Genomic DNA, 17953 nt, shown 5'->3' on the forward strand with positions numbered 1-17953 from the left:
CGTACCGCACGAGAGGAGCCCCCGTGGCCCGCATCCCCTATCCGGAGTTCGCCCCGGACTTCGACATGCCCACACCGATCTACGGCAGCCCGCACGACGCGACGCTGCTCAACGTCTTCCGGGTCCTCGGGCACAGCCCCGCCCTGCTGACCGCGGTGGCGAACATCGGGCACACCCAGCTCACCGAGGGCCGACTGTCCGATCCCGACCGCGAGTTGGTGATCCTGGCCGCCGGCCGGTGCTTCGGGGCGGACTACGTGTGGGCGCAGCACGAGCAGCTCGCCGCCGAGTTCGGCCTCCGCGCCGATCAGCTCACCGCGCTGCGCGAACGGCGTCTCACCGCCGACTGCTTCGACGGCCCCCAGCGCGATCTGCTGGCCTTCGTCTCGGCGGTGGCCGCGACCGCCCGCGTCGAGGACACCCTGTTCCAGCGCGTCCGGGAGCGGCACGGTGACCGCGGCGTCGTCGAGATCATCGCCCTGACCGGGGTGTACTTCCTGGTCTCCCGGATCACCACGACCCTCGACGTCGACATCGACAGCCGCGAACTGGACAGCGCCCTGTCGGCGGCCGGCCGCCCCCAGGACTGAACCGCCCCCGGCTCGCCCCACGCGCCGTCGCCGCACACCTCCCCGCCCTCCGCTCGCCCCACGTACCGCCGCCGCTCGCCCCGCACCGGCGCCGCGTGCCACCCCCGCACGGCGCGGTCCCGCGCGCCCGCACGCGGCGCCCGAGAAGGAGAAGCCCATGATGAGCAAGCCCACCGGAGCCGAGGTCCCCCCGCACCCGGCCGAAGCCGTCGCCGTCGTCGGCATGTCCTGCCGGTTCGCACAGGCGCCGACGCCCGACGCGCTGTGGTCGCTCCTGCGCGACGGCCGCGACGCCATCGGGGAGGTGCCACCGGATCGCTGGGACGCGACGGCGTTCCACGATCCCGACCGGGCGGCACCCGGCCGGATGAACTCCCGCTGGGGCTCGTTCCTCGATGATGTCGACCGCTTCGACCCGGCCTTCTTCCGGCTGTCGCCGCGCGAGGCCGCGATGACGGACCCGCAGCAGCGGCTCATGCTGGAGCTGGGCTGGGAGGCCCTGGAGGACGCCCGGGTGCGGCCCGGCGCGCTGCGCGGCCGCCGGGTCGGGGTCTTCGTCGGTTCGATCTGGGACGACTTCGCGCACCTGGTCTACCGGGACGCGCTGGCCGCCGGGACCCAGCACACCATGCCCGGCGTGCACCGCGGCATGATCGCCAACCGGCTCTCGCACTTCCTCGGCGTCACCGGCCCGAGCCTGGTCGTGGACACCGGGCAGTCCTCGTCCCTGGTCGCCCTGCACCTGGCCTGCCAGAGCCTGCGCAGCGGCGAGTCCGATACGGCCGTCGCGAGCGGCGTCAACCTGAGCCTGCTGCCGGAGACTTCGGTCATCTCCACCAAGTGGGGCGGTCTGTCGCCCGATGGCCGCTGCTACACCTTCGACGCGCGCGCCGGGGGCTATGTCAGGGGTGAGGGCGGCGGCGCCGTCGTGCTCAAGCCGCTGGCCCGCGCGCTGGCCGACGGCGACCGGATCTACTGCGTCGTACGGGGCGGCGCCGTCAACCACGGCAGCGGCGCCGGGCTGACGGTCCCCGAGGAGCGGGCCCAGCGCGACGTGCTGCGCCTCGCGTACGAGAACGCCGGTGTCGACCCGGGCGCGGTGCAGTACGTGGAACTCCACGGCACCGGGACGAAGGTAGGCGATCCGATCGAGGCGGCTGCGCTGGGTGCGGTGGTCGGCACCGCGGGCACGGACCGCACCCTGCGCGTCGGTTCCGTGAAGACCAACCTCGGGCACCTGGAGGGCGCGGCCGGGATCGCCGGGTTCCTCAAGGTGGCCCTCAGCGTGTGGCACCGGCAGCTCCCGGCCAGCCTCAACTACCGTACGCCGAACCCGCGGATCCCCTTCGACGAGCTGCGCCTCGCGGTGCAGAGCGAGCCCGGCGACTGGCCCCTGCGGGACACTCCGCTGCTCGCGGGCGTCAGTTCCTTCGGCATGGGCGGCGCGAACTGCCATGTGGTGGTGTCCGAGGCGCCACGGCCCGCCGCGGACGAGCCGCGGGACATGAGTGGCGTGAGCGGGCCCCCGGTCACCGCGTGGGTCCTGTCGGGCCGTACCCCGCAAGCGCTCCAGGACCAGGCCGAACGCCTCCACGACCATCTCACCCGCACCCCCGGCTGGCGCCCCGCCGACATCGGACTCTCCCTCGCCGCCACCCGCACCCACTTCGAACACCGCGCCGTCATCACCGCCACCCACCCCGACACCCTCCTCGACCACCTCACCCGGGTCGAGCACACCGAGCCGGTCTCCGGCTCCCTCGCCTTCCTGTTCACCGGCCAGGGCTCCCAGCGCGCGGGCATGGGCGGTGAACTCCACGCCCACCAGCCGGTGTTCGCCCGCGCCTTCGACGAGGTCTGCGAGCACTTCCCCGGGCTGCCCCTGCGCGAGGCGGTCACCACCGGCGAGGGCCTCGGCCGGACCGCCCTCACGCAACCCGCCCTGTTCGCCCTCGAAGTCGCCCTGCACCGGCTCGTCACGGCGTACGGCGTCACCCCGGGCCACCTCGTCGGGCACTCCGTCGGGGAGATCGCGGCCGCCCATGCCGCCGGTGTCCTGAGCCTGCCGGACGCCGCAACGCTCGTCGAGGCCCGCGGGCGCCTGATGCAGGAACTCCCGGCCGGCGGCGCCATGATCGCGGTCGACGCCCCGGAGGAGACCGTCGCGCCGCTGCTCACCTCCCAGGTCACCGTCGCGGCGGTCAACGGTCCCGCGGCCGTCGTCATCGCGGGCGACCACGACGAGGCGCACCGGATCGCCGATGAGCTCACCGGACGCGGCCACACGTGCGTCCCGCTGGCGGTGAGCCACGCCTTCCACTCGCCGCGCATGGACCCCATGCTCGACGCCTTCCGCGCGACCCTGGCCACTCTCACCTTCAACGAACCGGCCGTCCCGGTCGTCTCCACCGTCACCGGCCGGCTCGCCACCCCCGGGCTGCTCGCCACACCGGCCCACTGGATCGCCCACGCCCGCGGCACCGTCCGCTTCCACGACGCCGTCCTGACCGCCGAACAGCTCGGTGCCCGCACCTTCCTGGAGCTCGGCCCCGACGCCACCCTCGCCTCCCTCGTCCCGCGCAGCGCCCGGCACCCCGGCACGACGGCCACGTCGCTCCTGCGCAGGAACCGGCCGGAGCCCGAGACCTTCCTGCGCGCCCTCGCCCACCTGTTCACCCGCGGCACACCCGTCGACTGGGAGCAGACGTACGCCCACACGGATGCCCGGGTCGTGAGCCTGCCCACCTACGCCTTCCAGCGCGAACGGCACTGGCTCGACACCCTGGACACCGCTCCCCGGCCCGCGCAGGCCGCACAGGCCGCACAGGCCGTGCGGTCCGTGCGGTCCGCGTCTCCGGCCGAAGCCGAGGCGGTCGAGGCGGTCGAGGCGGTCGAGGCGACTGAACCGGCCGACCCGGCCGAGGCAGGGCGTGAGGAGGCCCCCGCCGCCTCGCCGTCGGCCGATCCCCGCGCGCTGCGCGCCCTGGTGCTCTCGCATGCCGCGGCGGTCCTCGGCTACGGCGACCCGGGCGACATCAACCCACGGCACACCTTCAGCGATCTGGGCTTCGACTCGTTCGCCGCCGTCGAGTTCCGTACGCGGCTCGGTGCGGCCGTGGGGCTCTCGCTGCCCACGGGCCTCGTCTTCGAGTACCCGACCCCGGGTGACGTGATCGCCCATCTCGGCGAGCGGCTGGCGGCCACGAGCGGACCGGACGCTCCGGCGGACACAGGTGGTGAACCGCCCGTCGAGGACGATCCGTTGGTGATCGTCGGCATGGCCTGCCGCTACCCCGGCGGCGTCACCTCACCCGACGACCTCTGGAACCTCCTCACCACCGAGACCGACGCCATCACCGGCTTCCCCACCAACCGCGGCTGGAACCCGAACCTCCACCACTCCGACCCCGACACCCCGAACACCACCTACACCCGAGGCGGCGGCTTCCTCCACGACGCCGACCACTTCGACGCCCCCTTCTTCGGCATCTCACCCCGCGAAGCCGTCGCCATGGACCCCCAACAACGCCTCCTCCTCGAAACCGCCTGGCACACCATCGAACACGCCCACATCGACCCCCACACCCTCCGCGGCACCGACACCGCCGTCTACATCGGCGCGACCGCCGGGGACTACGGCCCCCGGATGCATGCCGCCCCCGGCACCGTGGAGGGGCATCTGCTCACCGGGACCACGGCCAGTGTCCTGGCCGGCCGGATCGCCTACACCCTCGGGGTCGTCGGCCCCGCGATGACGGTGGACACGGCGTGCTCGTCCTCGCTGGTGGCACTGCATCTGGCGGCCAGGGCGCTGCGTTCGGGCGAGGCGTCGCTCGCCCTCGCGGGCGGGGTGACGGTGATGTCCACGCCGGGCATGTTCGTGGAGTTCGGCCGACAGCGGGGTCTCGCGCCGGACGGCCGCTCCAAGTCGTTCTCGCGTGACGCGGACGGAACGAGCTGGGCCGAGGGCGTCGGACTCGTCGTCCTGGAGCGGCTGTCCGACGCGCGGCGCAACGGCCACCCCGTCCGCGCCGTCCTGCGCGGCACCGCCGTCAACCAGGACGGCGCCTCCAACGGACTCACCGCACCCAACGGCCGCTCACAAGAAGCCGTCATCCGCCAAGCCCTCACCGACGCCCACCTCACCCCCCACGACATCGACGCCGTCGAAGCCCACGGCACCGGCACCCGACTCGGCGACCCCATCGAAGCCCAAGCCCTCATCAACACCTACGGAACCGCACACACCACCGAACAACCCCTGTACCTCGGGTCATTGAAGTCCAACATCGGGCACGCCCAGGCGGCGGCCGGGATCGGCGGACTCATCAAGATGACCGAGGCGATACGGCACGGCATGCTGCCGAGAACCCTTCACGTCACCGACCCCACGCCGCACGTCGACTGGAACGACGGCACCGTCGAACTCCTCACCGAAACCCGCCCCTGGCCCCACACCGGCCACCCCCGCCGCGCCGCCGTCTCCTCCTTCGGCATCAGCGGCACCAACGCCCACATCATCATCGAGCAGGCGCCCGAGGAACGGGACGGCACCGCGCGCACCGGCGAGGCACCGGCCGTCGGCGGGCGTGCCCTGTGGGCGCTGTCCGCACGCGACGAGACCGCGCTGCGGGCGCGGGCCGGGGCTCTGCACCGGCAGTTGACCGCCCGGCCCGGATGGCACCGCGCCGAGGTGGCCCGCTCGCTGGCCGAGACACGCTCGCTGTGGGAGCAGCGGGCCGTGGTCCTCGGCGACTCCGACGACGAACTCCTCGCCGCGCTGGCCGCGTTCGGCCGTGGCGAGACGTCCCCCGCCGTGGTGGCGGGCAGCGCGGCGCGCGCGGGAGGCACCGCGTTCCTGTTCACCGGGCAGGGCGCCCAGCGGGCCGGGACGGGCCGCGAACTGTACGCGGCCAGCCCCGTGTTCGCGGCGGCACTCGACGAGGTGTGCGCCGCCCTGGACCCGTATCTGGACCGCCCGCTGCGGGATGTCATGTTCGCCGAGGAGGAGCCGCTTCTCCACGAGCTCCACGAGACCCGTTACACCCAGCCCGCGCTCTTCGCCCTGGAGACCGCCCTGCACCGGCTGCTGGCTCAGCACGGTCTGGTCCCGGACGCGGTCGCCGGACACTCCGTCGGCGAACTCGCCGCCGCCCATGCGGCAGGAGTGCTGAGCCTCGCGGACGCGGCCGCGCTCGTCGCCGCCCGCGGCCGCCTCATGCAGGCCGCGCGGCCCGGCGGTGCCATGATCGCCGTACAGGCCGCCGAGGCGGAGATCGCGGCCGATCTGCGGCCCTACGCCGACCGGCTCGCCCTGGCGGCCGTCAACGGGCCGTCCTCCGTGGTGATCTCGGGGGACGCGGAAGCGGCCGAGGCCGTCGCCGCCCGGTGGCGGGAGCGCGGGGCGATGACCCGGCGCCTGCGCGTCAGCCACGCCTTCCACTCCCCCCACATGTCCGGGATCCTCGACGCATTCCGGTCCGTGGCGGAGAAGTTGACCTACCGGGCGCCGCGCATACCCGTCGTCTCCACCCTCACCGGGCGGCTCGCCGCCGGTGACGATCTGGTCACCGCCGACTACTGGGTGCGCCAGCTCCGCCACGCCGTCCGCTTCGCGGACGCCACCCGGACCCTGGAACGGGACGAGGGCGTCACCGTGTTCGTGGAGGTGGGCCCGGACGCCGTCCTGACCGCCATGGCGGGCGCCTGCCTCACCTCGGACGCCTCGGCCGCCGTCGCCCTGCTGCGCGCGGGCCGTCCCGAGGTCACCGCCCTGACGGCGGGTCTCGCCCGCGCCCACACCGCCGGGGCACCCCTCGATCTGGCGTCGCTCCACCCCGGCACCGGGCACATCGACCTGCCGACGTATCCGTTCCAGCGCTCGCGCCACTGGCTGGCGCCGTCGACCGCGGACGGGGAGCGGGCCGCGGCCGGGGTCACCGTGCTCGGGCATCCGCTGCTCGGCGGCGCGGTCGAACAGGCCACCGGCGGCGTCACGTTCGTCGGGGAGCTGTCCCTGGCCACGCACCCCTGGCTCGCCGACCACGCGATCCGGGGCACGGTCGTGCTCCCGGCCACCGCGTACATCGAGATGGCGTTGTACGCGGCGGACTTCACCGGCTGTGCGGAGGTCGAGGAGCTGACTCTCACCCAGCCGCTCATGCTGGAGCCGGACGACTCGGTGCGGGTGCAGCTCACGGTCGGTGCCCCCGATCCGGCGGGGAGGCGCGCCCTCGACGTGCACACCCGGCGGGACGGCGACTGGGTCCTGCACGCCACCGGCGGCCTCGCCGAGGCCGCGACCGACGGTGCACCGGCCGATGCACCGGCCGCGGGTCGTGCGTGGCCGCCCGCAGGCGCCGAGCCGGTGGATCTCCACGAGCTCTACGAGCGCGTGGCCGAGCGAGGCTACCGGTACGGTCCCGCCTTCCAGGGGCTGCGGGCGGCCTGGACGCACGGCGACAGCGTGTTCGCGGAGGTAGGCGCCGAGCCGGACGCCCCGGACGGCACGTTCCTGCTCGACCCGGCGTCACTGGACGCGGCCCTGCACGTGCTGCTGCCGGGTGTGCTCGACGAGTCGGCGGCGACCCGGCTGCCGTTCTCGTGGTCGGGGGTCCGCCTGCACACGGCCGGAGCGGGCGGACTGCGCGTGGAGTTCCGGCGGTCCGGCGACGCGACCATGTCGCTCGCCGTGGCCGACGCCTCGGGCGTCCCGGTGGCCGGCGTACGGGAGTTGAGGTGGCGCGAGCTGCCCGCCGACGCGCTCGGCGGCGCCGTCGAGGAGCCGTCCCTGTTCGCGCTGCGCCGACGCGTACTGTCGCTGGGAAACGCCGCCGCGACCGCCGGAGCACCCTTGGTCCTGGACTCGCTCGACGCCGCCGGGGCGGACGGCCTGCCGCCCGTGGTCGTGCTGCCCGTGGCGGGCCCGACCGCTGCACAGGCGGTGACACCGGTGCTGGAGGCCGTACGCGCGTGGCTGACGGAGGACCGCTTCTCGGCGAGCACGCTGGTGGTGCTGACCCGCGACGGCGACACGGATCCGGCGAGCGGTGCGGCCTGGGGGCTGGTCCGTTCCGCGCAGACGGAGCACCCCGGCCGGGTGGTGCTCGTGGACACCGACGGGTCCCCCGAGTCGGAGCGGCTGCTCGCGGCGGCCGTCGCCACCGGTGAGCCGGAGCTGACCCTGCGGGCGGGTGTCGCCTCCGTACCGGAGCTGGCGCCGCTGCCCGGTGCGCACGGCGCACCGGCCGTCCCGGGCGCCGGGGCCCCGGCGCGGGCCGCCTTCGGATCCGAGGGCACCGTTCTGGTCACCGGCGCCACCGGCACGCTCGGCGGTCTGCTGGCCCGCCACCTGGTGACCCGGTACGGCGTCCGGCATCTGCTGCTCATCAGCCGCAGCGGTGAACGCGCGCCCGGTGCGGCCGAGTTGGTGGCCGAGCTGACCGGGCTGGGCGCCGAAGTGCGGCTCACGGCGTGCGACGCGGCCGACCGGGACGCGCTCGCGGAGGTGCTCGGCTCGGTCCCCGCCGACCGGCCGCTGTCCGCCGTCGTGCACACGGCGGGCGTGCTCGACGACGGTGTCGTCACGGCGCTCACACCCGAGCGGCTGCACGGTGTGCTGCGCCCCAAGGCCGACGCGGCCCGCAACCTGCACGAGCTGACCCGTCACCTCGACCTGTCCGCGTTCGTGCTGTACTCGTCCGTCTCGGGTCTGATCGGCGCGGCCGGGCAGGCGAACTACGCCGCGGCGAACACCTCCCTGGACGCGCTGGCCCGGCACCGCAGGTCGCTGGGCCTGGCCGCCACGTCGGTGGCCTGGGGCCTGTGGGAGCAGCGCGGCGGCGGCATGGCCGAGTCGCTGGCGGACCGCGACATCCGGCGCATGGCACGCGCGGGCGTGGGTGTGCTCTCGCACGCCGAGGGGCTGGCGCTGTTCGACAGTGCCCTCGCCACCGACGAGGCCGCGGTCGCCGCGCTGCGGCTCGACACCGCGGCGCTGCGGTCCGCGGCGGACCGGGCGCCCGCGCTGCTGCGGCGGCCGGCGGGCGGCGCGGCGGCGCCCCGGCGCCGTGAGCGGCGGCGCGCGCCCGAGTCACCGCAGGGCGTGCGGCTTTCGGGGCTCTCCGACACGGAACGGCACGAGCGGCTCACCGAGGTGGTGCTGTCCGAGGCGGCTTCGGTGCTCGGGCACGCCGACGCGTCCGGGATCCGCTCCTCGGACCGCTTCAACGCCATCGGGTTCGACTCGTTGATGTCCGTGGAGTTCCGCAACAGGCTGGGCGCGGCCATCGGGCTCTCGCTGCCGACCGGTCTCGTCTTCGACCGTCCGACTCCGGACGACGTCGTGACGTATCTCGACGAGCGGCTGGCCGGACCGGCGGCCGAGACCACCGTCCCGGACGACGCTCCGGCGGTGCCGCCTGCCGAACTGCCAGCAGAAGGTGATCCGTTGGTGATCGTCGGTATGGCCTGCCGCTACCCCGGCGGCGTCACCTCACCCGACGACCTCTGGAACCTCCTCACCACCGAGACCGACGCCATCACCGACTTCCCCACCAACCGCGGCTGGAACCCCAACCTCCACCACCCCGACCCCGACACACCGAACACCACCTACACCCGAGGCGGCGGCTTCCTCCACGACGCCGACCACTTCGACGCCCCCTTCTTCGGCATCTCACCCCGCGAAGCCGTCGCCATGGACCCCCAACAACGCCTCCTCCTCGAAACCGCCTGGCACACCATCGAACACGCCCACATCGACCCCCACACCCTCCGCGGCACCGACACCGCCGTCTACATCGGCGCGATGTACCACGACTACGCGCCGCCGGTGCACCAGATGCCCGAGGAGCTGGAAGGGGTGCTGCTGACCGGCAACACGGCGAGTGTCCTCTCCGGGCGGGTGTCGTACCTGTTCGACCTGACCGGGCCCACGGTGACCATCGACACCGCGTGCTCGTCGTCGCTGGTCGCGCTGCATCTGGCGGCCAAGGCGCTGCGCGCCGGTGAGTGCTCGATGGCGCTGGTGGGCGGGGTCACGGTGATGTCCACGCCGGGTACGTTCGTCGAGTTCGCCCGGCAGCGGGGGCTGTCCCCGGACGGCCGCTCCAAGTCGTTCTCCGACGACGCCGACGGCACGGGCTGGGCGGAGGGCATCGGTCTCGTGCTGGTCGAGCGGCTGTCCGACGCGCGGCGCAACGGCCACCCCGTCCGCGCCGTCCTGCGCGGCACCGCCGTCAACCAGGACGGCGCCTCCAACGGACTCACCGCACCCAACGGCCGCTCACAAGAAGCCGTCATCCGCCAAGCACTCGACAACGCCCACCTCACCCCCCACGACATCGACGCCGTCGAAGCCCACGGCACCGGCACCCGACTCGGCGACCCCATCGAAGCCCAAGCCCTCATCAACACCTACGGAACCGCACATTCTGCTGAACAACCCCTGTACCTCGGCTCACTGAAATCCAACATCGGACACTCACAAGCGGCAGCCGGGATCGGCGGACTCATCAAGATGACCGAGGCCATGCGCCACGGCATCCTCCCCCGAACCCTGCACGTCACCGAACCCACCACACACGTCGACTGGAACAACGGCACCGTCGAACTCCTCACCGAAACCCGCCCCTGGCCCCACACCGGCCACCCCCGCCGCGCCGCCATCTCCTCCTTCGGCATCAGCGGCACCAACGCCCACATCATCATCGAGGAGCCGCCCGCGCCCGGCCCCCGTCCGGCCCCCGAGTCCCTGCCGGTCACCCCCTGGGTCCTGTCGGGCCGTACCCCGCAGGCGCTCCAGGACCAGGCCGAACGCCTCCACGACCACCTCACCCGCACCCCCGGCTGGCACCCCACCGACATCGGACTCTCCCTCGCCACCACCCGCACCCACTTCGAGCACCGCGCCGTCATCACCGCCACCCACCCCGACACCCTCCTCGACCACCTCACCCGGGTGCAGGCCGACGAGGCCGCCCCGGCCCCGGCGGGGCGCGGCCGGGACAAGGTCGTCCTCGTCTTCCCCGGGCAGGGATCGCAGTGGGCGGGCATGGCGTCCGAACTCCTGGACCAGTCACCGCGGTTCGCGGCGGCGATGGCCCGGTGCGAGCGGGCCCTCGCCGCGCACACCGACTGGAACCTGACCGATGTGGTGCGGGGCGCGCCCGGCGCGCCGGGTCTGGACCGGGTCGACGTCGTCCAGCCCGTCCTGTTCGCGGTGATGGTCTCGCTCGCCGAGACATGGCAGGCGCTCGGTGTCACGCCGTCGGCGGTGGTGGGCCACTCGCAGGGCGAGATCGCCGCCGCGCACGTGGCGGGTGCGCTCTCCCTCGACGACGCCGCGCGCATCGTGGCGCTGCGCAGCCGGGCCCTGCACTCGATCACCGGGCGCGGCGGCATGCTGTCCGTACCGCTCCCGCGGGACCGGGTGGACACGCTCCTGAAGCCGTGGGCCGGCCAGCTGTCGGTGGCGGCGGTCAACGGACCGGCCGCGACCGTGCTGTCCGGTGACGCCGACGCGATCGAGGAGGCGCGCGCGCAACTGGTCGCCGACGGGGTGCGCGCCCGGACGGTGCCGGTCGACTTCGCCTCGCACTCGTCCCATGTGGAGGCGGTGCGCGAGGAGTTGACGTCCCGGCTGGCCGGAGTACGGCCGCGGGCCTCGCGGATCCCGTTCTATTCGACGGTCACCGCGCAGCGCCTCGACACCCGGGAGCTCGACGAGGAGTACTGGTACCGCAACCTGCGCGGCACCGTCCGTTTCGAGGAGACCACGCGGGCGCTGCTGGAGAGCAGGCACACGGTGTTCGTCGAGGTGAGTCCGCATCCGGTGCTGACCATCGGCATCCAGGACACGGTGGACGCCGCGGATGCCACGGCCGTCGTCTCGGGCACCCTGCGCAGGGACAAGGGTGACCTGGCCCAGCTGTTCGCCTCCGCCGGGCGGTTGTTCGCCGCCGGTGTGCACATCGACTGGGCCGGGGTGTTCGCCGGGACCGGGGCCGCCCCGGTCGAGCTGCCGCCGTACGTCTTCCAGCGTGAGCGCTACTGGCTGGACCGCGACGGCGTCCACGTCCCCTCGGGCGCACCGCGGGGTGCCGGGGCGGCGCGGCGGTTCGCGGAGCTTTCCGGCGCCGAGCGGGCCGAGCTGATCTCCGAGGTGATCACCGAGGAACTGGCGCTGGCGCTCGGCCGGGGCGAGAGCGGCTCCGTGGCGCCGACGGAGACGTTCACCGAGCTGGGGCTCAACTCGCTGTCGGCCATGGAACTGCGCGGCCGGCTCGCGTCGGTGACGGGTGTCAGGCTCCCGGTGACCGTCCTGTTCGACCACCCGACGGTCGAGCAACTGACCAAGGTCGTGGACGAGTTGATGGAGGAGGCGGAGACGAAGGCGGAGGCGGAGACGGAGGCGGGGCAGGGCGGAGTGGTCTCGGCCGGTGCCGCCGTGCGGAACGTCCCGGTGCCCGCGGCCGCAGCCGCCGCCCCGGCGGCCGCCGCGCCGACACCGCTGATGGCGCTGTTCCGCTCGGCCTGCGCGTCCGGCCGGATCAGCGAGGGGCTGCGTCTCCTGGGCGCCGCCGCCCACTTGCGCGAGGAAGCGGCTTCCCCCGCCGCGCCCCGGCCGCCGATCCGCTTCGCGCGCGGCGCCGGGCAGGCCGCCCTCGTGTGCCTGCCGTCGTTCGTGGCCCCGGCGAGCCCGTACCAGTTCGCCCGGTTCGCCTCGGTCTTCCGCGGCGAGCGGGACGTGTACGCGCTGACCGCCGCCGGATACGCCGACGGCGAGCCGCTGCCCGGGACCGTCGCGTCCCTCGTACGCGCCCAGGCGGACGCCGTACGCGCCTGCGCGGACGGCCGGCCGTTCGTCCTGGTCGGCTACTCCTCGGGCGGCTGGCTCGCCCAGGCGGTGGCGGAGGAGCTGGCCGCGGGCGACCAGCCCGAGCGCGTCGTGCTCCTGGACAGCTATCTGCCCGACGACCCGGAGATCCTGCGGATCCAGTCGACGCTCTTCGACGAGCTGGCCACCAAGCCGGAGGTCGCCGACCTGGTCGACGACGCCAATCTGACCGCCATGGGCCGCCATCTCGACCTGTTCCGGGGCTGGACGCCCCGGCGGGCCGCCGCCCCGACGCTGATGGTCCGGGCCGAGGAGCTGCCCGGCGGCGACGACGGCGCGCGGTCGCGCTGGCCGCTGGCGCACGCCGAGGTCTCCGTGCCGGGCAGTCATGTCTCGATGATCGACGCGTTCGCCGACACGACGGCGCGGGCGGTCGCGTCCTGGCTCCGCCCGTCGCGCTGATCCGGTGCGCCGTGCCTCGCCGCCCTTACGGACGGCGGGGCACGGCGCGCGCTGCGAACACCGGCGTACGGAGGGCGCGTCGGCCCGTTCCCGTACGCGGCGGCACACGATTCCCGATGCTCACGATGCCGGAAGGAGCAGATGCATGCTGATCGTCCAGAAGTACGGCGGGTCCTCGTTGCAGGACGCGGACCGGATCAGGCAGATCGCCGCACGTGTCCTCAAGACCCAGCGCAGCGGTCACGAAGTCGTCGTCGTCTGTTCGGCGATGGGGGACAGCAGCGACGAACTGATCGACCTGGCCGAGGAGGTGAGCGGCAACCGTCCGGCGCGGGAGATGGACATGCTGCTGACCTCGGGGGAACGGGTGTCCAACGCGCTGATGGCGATGGCCGTCCACGACCTGGGCGGCAGCGCCCGCTCGCTGTCCGGCGCCCAGGCGGGCATCTTCACGGACGCCGACCACGGCGCGGCCGGAATCATCGAGGTGGCGCCGGTCCGGGTGCGGGAGGTGCTGGCGCGGGGCGCGGTGGCGCTGGTCGCCGGGTTCCAGGGGCTGTGCAGGGAGACCGGTGACATCACGACGCTGGGCCGCGGCGGCTCGGACGTGACGGCGGTGGCGCTGGCCGCCGCGCTCGACGCCGATGTGTGCGAGATCTACACGGACGTCGACGGGGTGTTCTCGGCCGACCCCCGGGTCGTGGCCGGGGCGCGGCTGCTGGAGACCGTCAGCTCCACCGACATGCTCGAAATGGCGGCCACCGGCGCGAAGGTGCTGATGCCGCGCTGTGTGGAGTACGCCCGGCGGCACGGGGTGGAGATATGTGTCCGTTCCTCGTTCACGGACGGCCCCGGGACACTCGTCTCGCGGACGCCGCCGCCCGCCGGGACGGGGCCTCGTGTCACAGGTGTGACCCACACCGGGGCGATGGAGCTGGTCACGGTGGCGGACCCGGCCGCCGGTCCCGCGGCCGGAACCCGTTTCTCCGTGCTGCTCGCCGAGGTGTCCACGCTGCTCGCCGACGCCCGGACACCGGCCGACATGGTGCAGGCCGTCGCGACCCCGGCAGGGGGCGAGGTCGCCTTCACGGTGCCCGCGGCGGACGCCCCGCGCACCGTCGGTCTCCTGGAGCGCCATCGTGACCGCCTCGGGTACGGGCCGGTGCGCCGCCTGTCCGGCTTCGGCCGGGTCTCCGTGGTGGGCGCCGGGCACCCCGGTGCCGCCGGGGTGGCGGCGGCGCTGGCCGGGGCGGGCATCGGCGTCCGGCTGACCGCCGCCTCCGGGCTGCGCGTCTCGGCGCTGTGCGCCGCCGACCGGCTTCACGACGCGGTGCGCGCCCTGCACAGCGCCTGTGACCTCGACACCGCCACCGAGGCCGTCGTCCACGCCGGGACGGGACGTTGAGCGCGCCGCGCTCCCCGGCGACCGCGAAGAAGGCGACCGCCAAGAACCACCGAGAACCACCGAGAACCGCTGGAAACCGCCCGAAACAGCCCGGAACCGCCGGGAACCACGAAGACCACGGAGAACCCCGGAAATGAGGCCCTGATGAACACCGCCCCCCTGAAGGTGGCCGTGCTCGGCTGCGGAGTGGTGGGAACCGAAGTCGTACGGCGTCTGCACAGCTCGGCGCCGGACCTGACCGCACGGATCGGCGCCCCCGTCGAACTGGCCGGTGTCGCGGTGCGCGACACCCGGCGGCCCCGCGGTCTCGGCCTGGACCCCGGCCTGTGGACCGACGACCCGCTGGCGCTCGTCAAGCGCGGCGACATCGACATCGTCGTCGAACTCCTCGGCGGCACCGAACCGGCGCGCTCGCTCGCCGTCGCCGCCATGGAGCAGGGCGCCTCGGTGGTGAGCGCCAACAAGGCGCTGCTGGCCGAGCACGGGCCGCTGCTGCACGAGAGTGCCGCCCGCCACGGCGTGGACCTGCTGTACGAGGCGTCCGTGGCCGGGGCGGTCCCGCTGCTGCGGCCGCTGCGCGACTCGCTCGGCGGTGACCGGATCACCCGGATCACCGGTGTCGTCAACGGTACGACCAACTACATCCTGGACCGGATGACCGAGACGGGCGGCGGCTTCGCGGCGGCGCTGCGCGAGGCCGTCGACCACGGGTACGCCGAGGCCGACCCGACCGCCGACGTGGAGGGGCTGGACGCGGCGGCCAAGGCCGTCGTCCTCGCCGCGCTCGCCTTCGGCGTCCGGGTGCTCCCGGCGGACGTGCGCCGCGAGGGCATCACCGGGGTGACCGCGGCGGACGTGGCCGACGCCCGCGCCCTCGGCCGGGTCGTCAAACCGGTCACCGTGCTGGAGCGGCCCGGCCGGGACGGCGTGCTGCTGCGGGTCCATCCCGCGATGGTGGCCCGTGCGCATCCTCTCGCCGAGGTGCGCGGCGCCGACAACGCGGTGCTCGTGGAGGCCGCCGACGCCGGGCCGCTGCTGTTCCGCGGCGCCGGGGCCGGCGGTGTGCCCACCGCGGGCGCGGTCCTCGGCGATGTGGTGGCGGCGGCCCGCAGGAGGGTGCTCGGGCACCGCGGCGCCGCGCCCCAGACCCTGGTGGCGCGGAGCGGCGCCGTCCCGGGCGCCCGCTCCCGCCACCACCTGCGCGTCCCGGTGACCGACACCGCGGCGGCGCTCGCCGACGTGGCCGCCGCGCTGCGGGACGGGGGCGTGCGCGTCGGCGGCGCCCACCGGCGGCGCGCGGCGGGGCGGGAGGCGCTCGTCCTGCTCACGGAGGACACCGACGACGCGGCGCTGAGCTCCGCGCTCGCGGCCGTCGCCGCGCTGCCGTGTGTGAGCGGCGCACCGCGCGGCATGCGGCTGCTCGACGCGGAGGAACACCGGTGACCGCCGGGCCCGCGTCGGCGGTCGTGGACTCCTTCGCCCTGTACCGGATCGTCACCGGTCATGGTCCGGAGGCCGCCGCCGTCCGGGTCGCGGCGCTGACCGGAAGGCTGAAGCTGCTCGCGCCGTCCGTCGCGGTGGCGGTCACCGCGGGGATGCGCGACTGCTGGGACGAGACATGTGTGCAGCGGCACGGCTTCCTCGGCGGCAAACTGACGGCCTTCTGCCGCCGCAGCTCGCTGGACAGCGCCCCGCACGACGCCTCGGCGGCCGTCGAGGCGGGCCGGCTGTACGCGGCGTCCACCACGCTGCGTATCGACGGGCCCGAGGTGCTGGCCGCCTGCCACGCCGCCCGGCTGGCCGATCGCAGCGGCTGCGAACTGCTGACGGCGGCGCGGGCGTCGTACTGCTACCGGGCGGCGCGGGAGGCCGGACTGCGGGTGTCCCTTCGCACGGTCTGAAGCGGTCGGCGCGGTCCGGTGCGACGGCCGGTCCCCGGGTGTTCGAATTTCCGGGCAAGAGGCTCTCAGCAGCCGGTCAGAGGCAGTACACATTTTGTCCCCAGGGACAAGAAATACCGTACTTGTCCTGCCCCGTCGGCGATCTGCACGATGAACTCATGACAGAAGATAAGTCGGACCCCCGCCGCTGGGCAGTGCTTGTCGTCCTGCTGGCCGGAATGCTCATGGGAGGCATGGACCTCACCATCCTCAATGTCGCGCTGCCCACCGTGGGCCGGGAATTACTGCCGTCCAGCTCCGAACTGCTCTGGATCACGGACGGTTACGCGCTCACCGTGGCGGCGACGCTGGTGGTCTGCTCCACCCTGGGAGACCGGCTGGGGCGCAAGCGGATCCTGATGGCGGGGCTGGCCGTCTTCGCGCTCTCCTCGCTCGCGGCGGCCGCGTCCTCGGCGCCCGGTCAGCTCATCGCGGCCAGGGCCGTGCAGGGCCTCGGCTACTCGATGATGCTGTCGAGCACCGTGGTCATCATCCGCGTCGTCTTCCCCGTCGCCCGCGAGCGGTCGCTGGCGTACGGGCTGTGGGTGGCCAGTTCCAGCACCGGCGCCGCGCTCGGGCCGGTGCTCGGCGGCGTCCTGGTGGAGCGGTTCTCGTGGGGGGCGGTGTTCCTGGTCAACGTGCCGATCGCGGCGCTCGCCCTGCTGGCGGGCGGGGTGCTGGTCCCCGAGTCGCGCAATCCGGCGCCGCGCCGCTTCGACGGCGTCAGCGCGCTCATCTCGATCCTCGGCCTCGCGGGGGCCGTGTACGCGCTCCAGCACATCGGGCAGCCCGGGGCCGTCTCGCCGGTCACCGTGGCGGCCGGTGTTCTGGGCGCGGCGCTGCTGGTCGCCTTCACCCTGCGCCAGCGCCGCATCCCGAACCCGCTGCTCGACATGCGGCTCTTCGCCGACCGCCGGTTCTCGGTCTCCACGGTGTCGATCCTGCTGTGCTACGGCGCCTACACCGGGCTGCTGTTCCTGCTGACCCAGCAGCTCCAGCTGGTCGACGGCTACTCGCCGCTGAGAGCGGGCCTGTCGCTGGTGCCGGTGGCGGTGGCCAGCGCGATCGGCGGGGTGCTGGCCCCGCGGCTGGCCGCGGCCGTCGGCAACCGGTGGGGGGTGACGGCGGGCGTGTGCCTGCTCGCCCTGGCGCTGCTCGCGCTCTCGCTGTTCGGGGCGGCCGGGAACCTCGCGGCGCTGATCGCGGTGGGCCTCGGCGCGGGCACCGTCATGACGCTGGGCGCGGACTCGATGATGAGTGCGGCGCCGCCCGAGCGGGCCGCGGAGGCCGGCGCGGTCCAGGAGGTCGGGTTCTCGCTCGGCGCCGGGCTCGGCGTCGCGGCCATGGGCATCATCACAACGGTGGCGTACGGCGCGTACATCGAGCCCGTCGACGGGCTGACGCCCCCTCAGTCGGACGCGGTCTCGGGGTCGTTGAGCGCCGCGACGGACCTGGCGGCCCAACTGCCGGGCCGGACGGGCGAGGCGTTGCGCGACAGCGCGCAGCATGCCTTCGAGCGGGGCTTCTCCGTCAGTACGGCGACGGTGGCGGCGGTCCTGCTCGTCCTCGCCGGACTGACCGCCCTGCTCCTGCGCCCCGGCAAGGCGCGGCCCGCGGCGGACACCCCGCGGCACGCCCCGGCGGAGAACGAGCCGTCGGTCTGAGGCCGTGGCCGCGCGGGCGTCCGTGGCAGGCGGACGTCCGGGAACCGGCCGTC

General features: G+C 74.2%; 6 protein-coding genes. All 6 read left to right on the forward strand.

Annotated features, from left to right (window positions below; all coding sequences use genetic code 11):
* Positions 1-23: 23 nt before the first annotated feature.
* The 6 genes from ACWDYF_RS11155 to ACWDYF_RS11180 all read left to right on the forward strand — a co-directional run bounded on the left by ACWDYF_RS11155 (position 24) and on the right by ACWDYF_RS11180 (position 17900).
* Positions 24-590 carry a carboxymuconolactone decarboxylase family protein gene (locus ACWDYF_RS11155; protein ID WP_018565721.1) on the forward strand — a complete coding sequence of 189 codons (567 nt, stop codon included), beginning with the start codon at positions 24-26 and terminating at the stop codon, positions 588-590.
* A gap of 157 nt (positions 591-747) precedes the next feature.
* Positions 748-12891 (forward strand): SDR family NAD(P)-dependent oxidoreductase, encoded by a 12144-nt coding sequence (locus ACWDYF_RS11160; protein WP_451584274.1) that lies wholly within the window; start codon positions 748-750, stop codon positions 12889-12891.
* Between the two features lie 145 nt (positions 12892-13036).
* A complete protein-coding gene (locus ACWDYF_RS11165; RefSeq protein WP_389465697.1) occupies positions 13037-14296 on the forward strand; it encodes an aspartate kinase in 1260 nt (419 codons plus the stop codon).
* A 144-nt stretch (positions 14297-14440) separates the two neighbouring features.
* Positions 14441-15739, forward strand: a complete 1299-nt coding sequence (locus ACWDYF_RS11170) for a homoserine dehydrogenase (protein WP_389465694.1) — start codon at positions 14441-14443, stop codon at positions 15737-15739.
* A complete protein-coding gene (locus ACWDYF_RS11175; RefSeq protein ID WP_018565208.1) occupies positions 15736-16197 on the forward strand; it encodes a hypothetical protein in 462 nt (153 codons plus the stop codon). The genes ACWDYF_RS11170 and ACWDYF_RS11175 overlap by 4 nt, the downstream gene beginning before the upstream one ends.
* Before the next feature lie 158 nt (positions 16198-16355).
* On the forward strand, positions 16356-17900 hold the full coding sequence (locus ACWDYF_RS11180; RefSeq protein WP_389465691.1) for an MFS transporter: 1545 nt from the start codon (positions 16356-16358) through the stop codon (positions 17898-17900).
* Positions 17901-17953: the final 53 nt, after the last annotated feature.

The sequence above is a fragment of the Streptomyces sp. NPDC003284 genome (assembly GCF_053589675.1).

Coding starts and splice junctions, on each gene's coding strand:
- ACWDYF_RS11160 (WP_451584274.1), top strand. CDS start 748: ATGATGAGCAAGCCCACCGGAGCCGAGGTCCCCCCGCACCCGGCCGAA.
- ACWDYF_RS11165 (WP_389465697.1), top strand. CDS start 13,037: ATGCTGATCGTCCAGAAGTACGGCGGGTCCTCGTTGCAGGACGCGGAC.
- ACWDYF_RS11170 (WP_389465694.1), top strand. CDS start 14,441: ATGAACACCGCCCCCCTGAAGGTGGCCGTGCTCGGCTGCGGAGTGGTG.
- ACWDYF_RS11180 (WP_389465691.1), top strand. CDS start 16,356: ATGACAGAAGATAAGTCGGACCCCCGCCGCTGGGCAGTGCTTGTCGTC.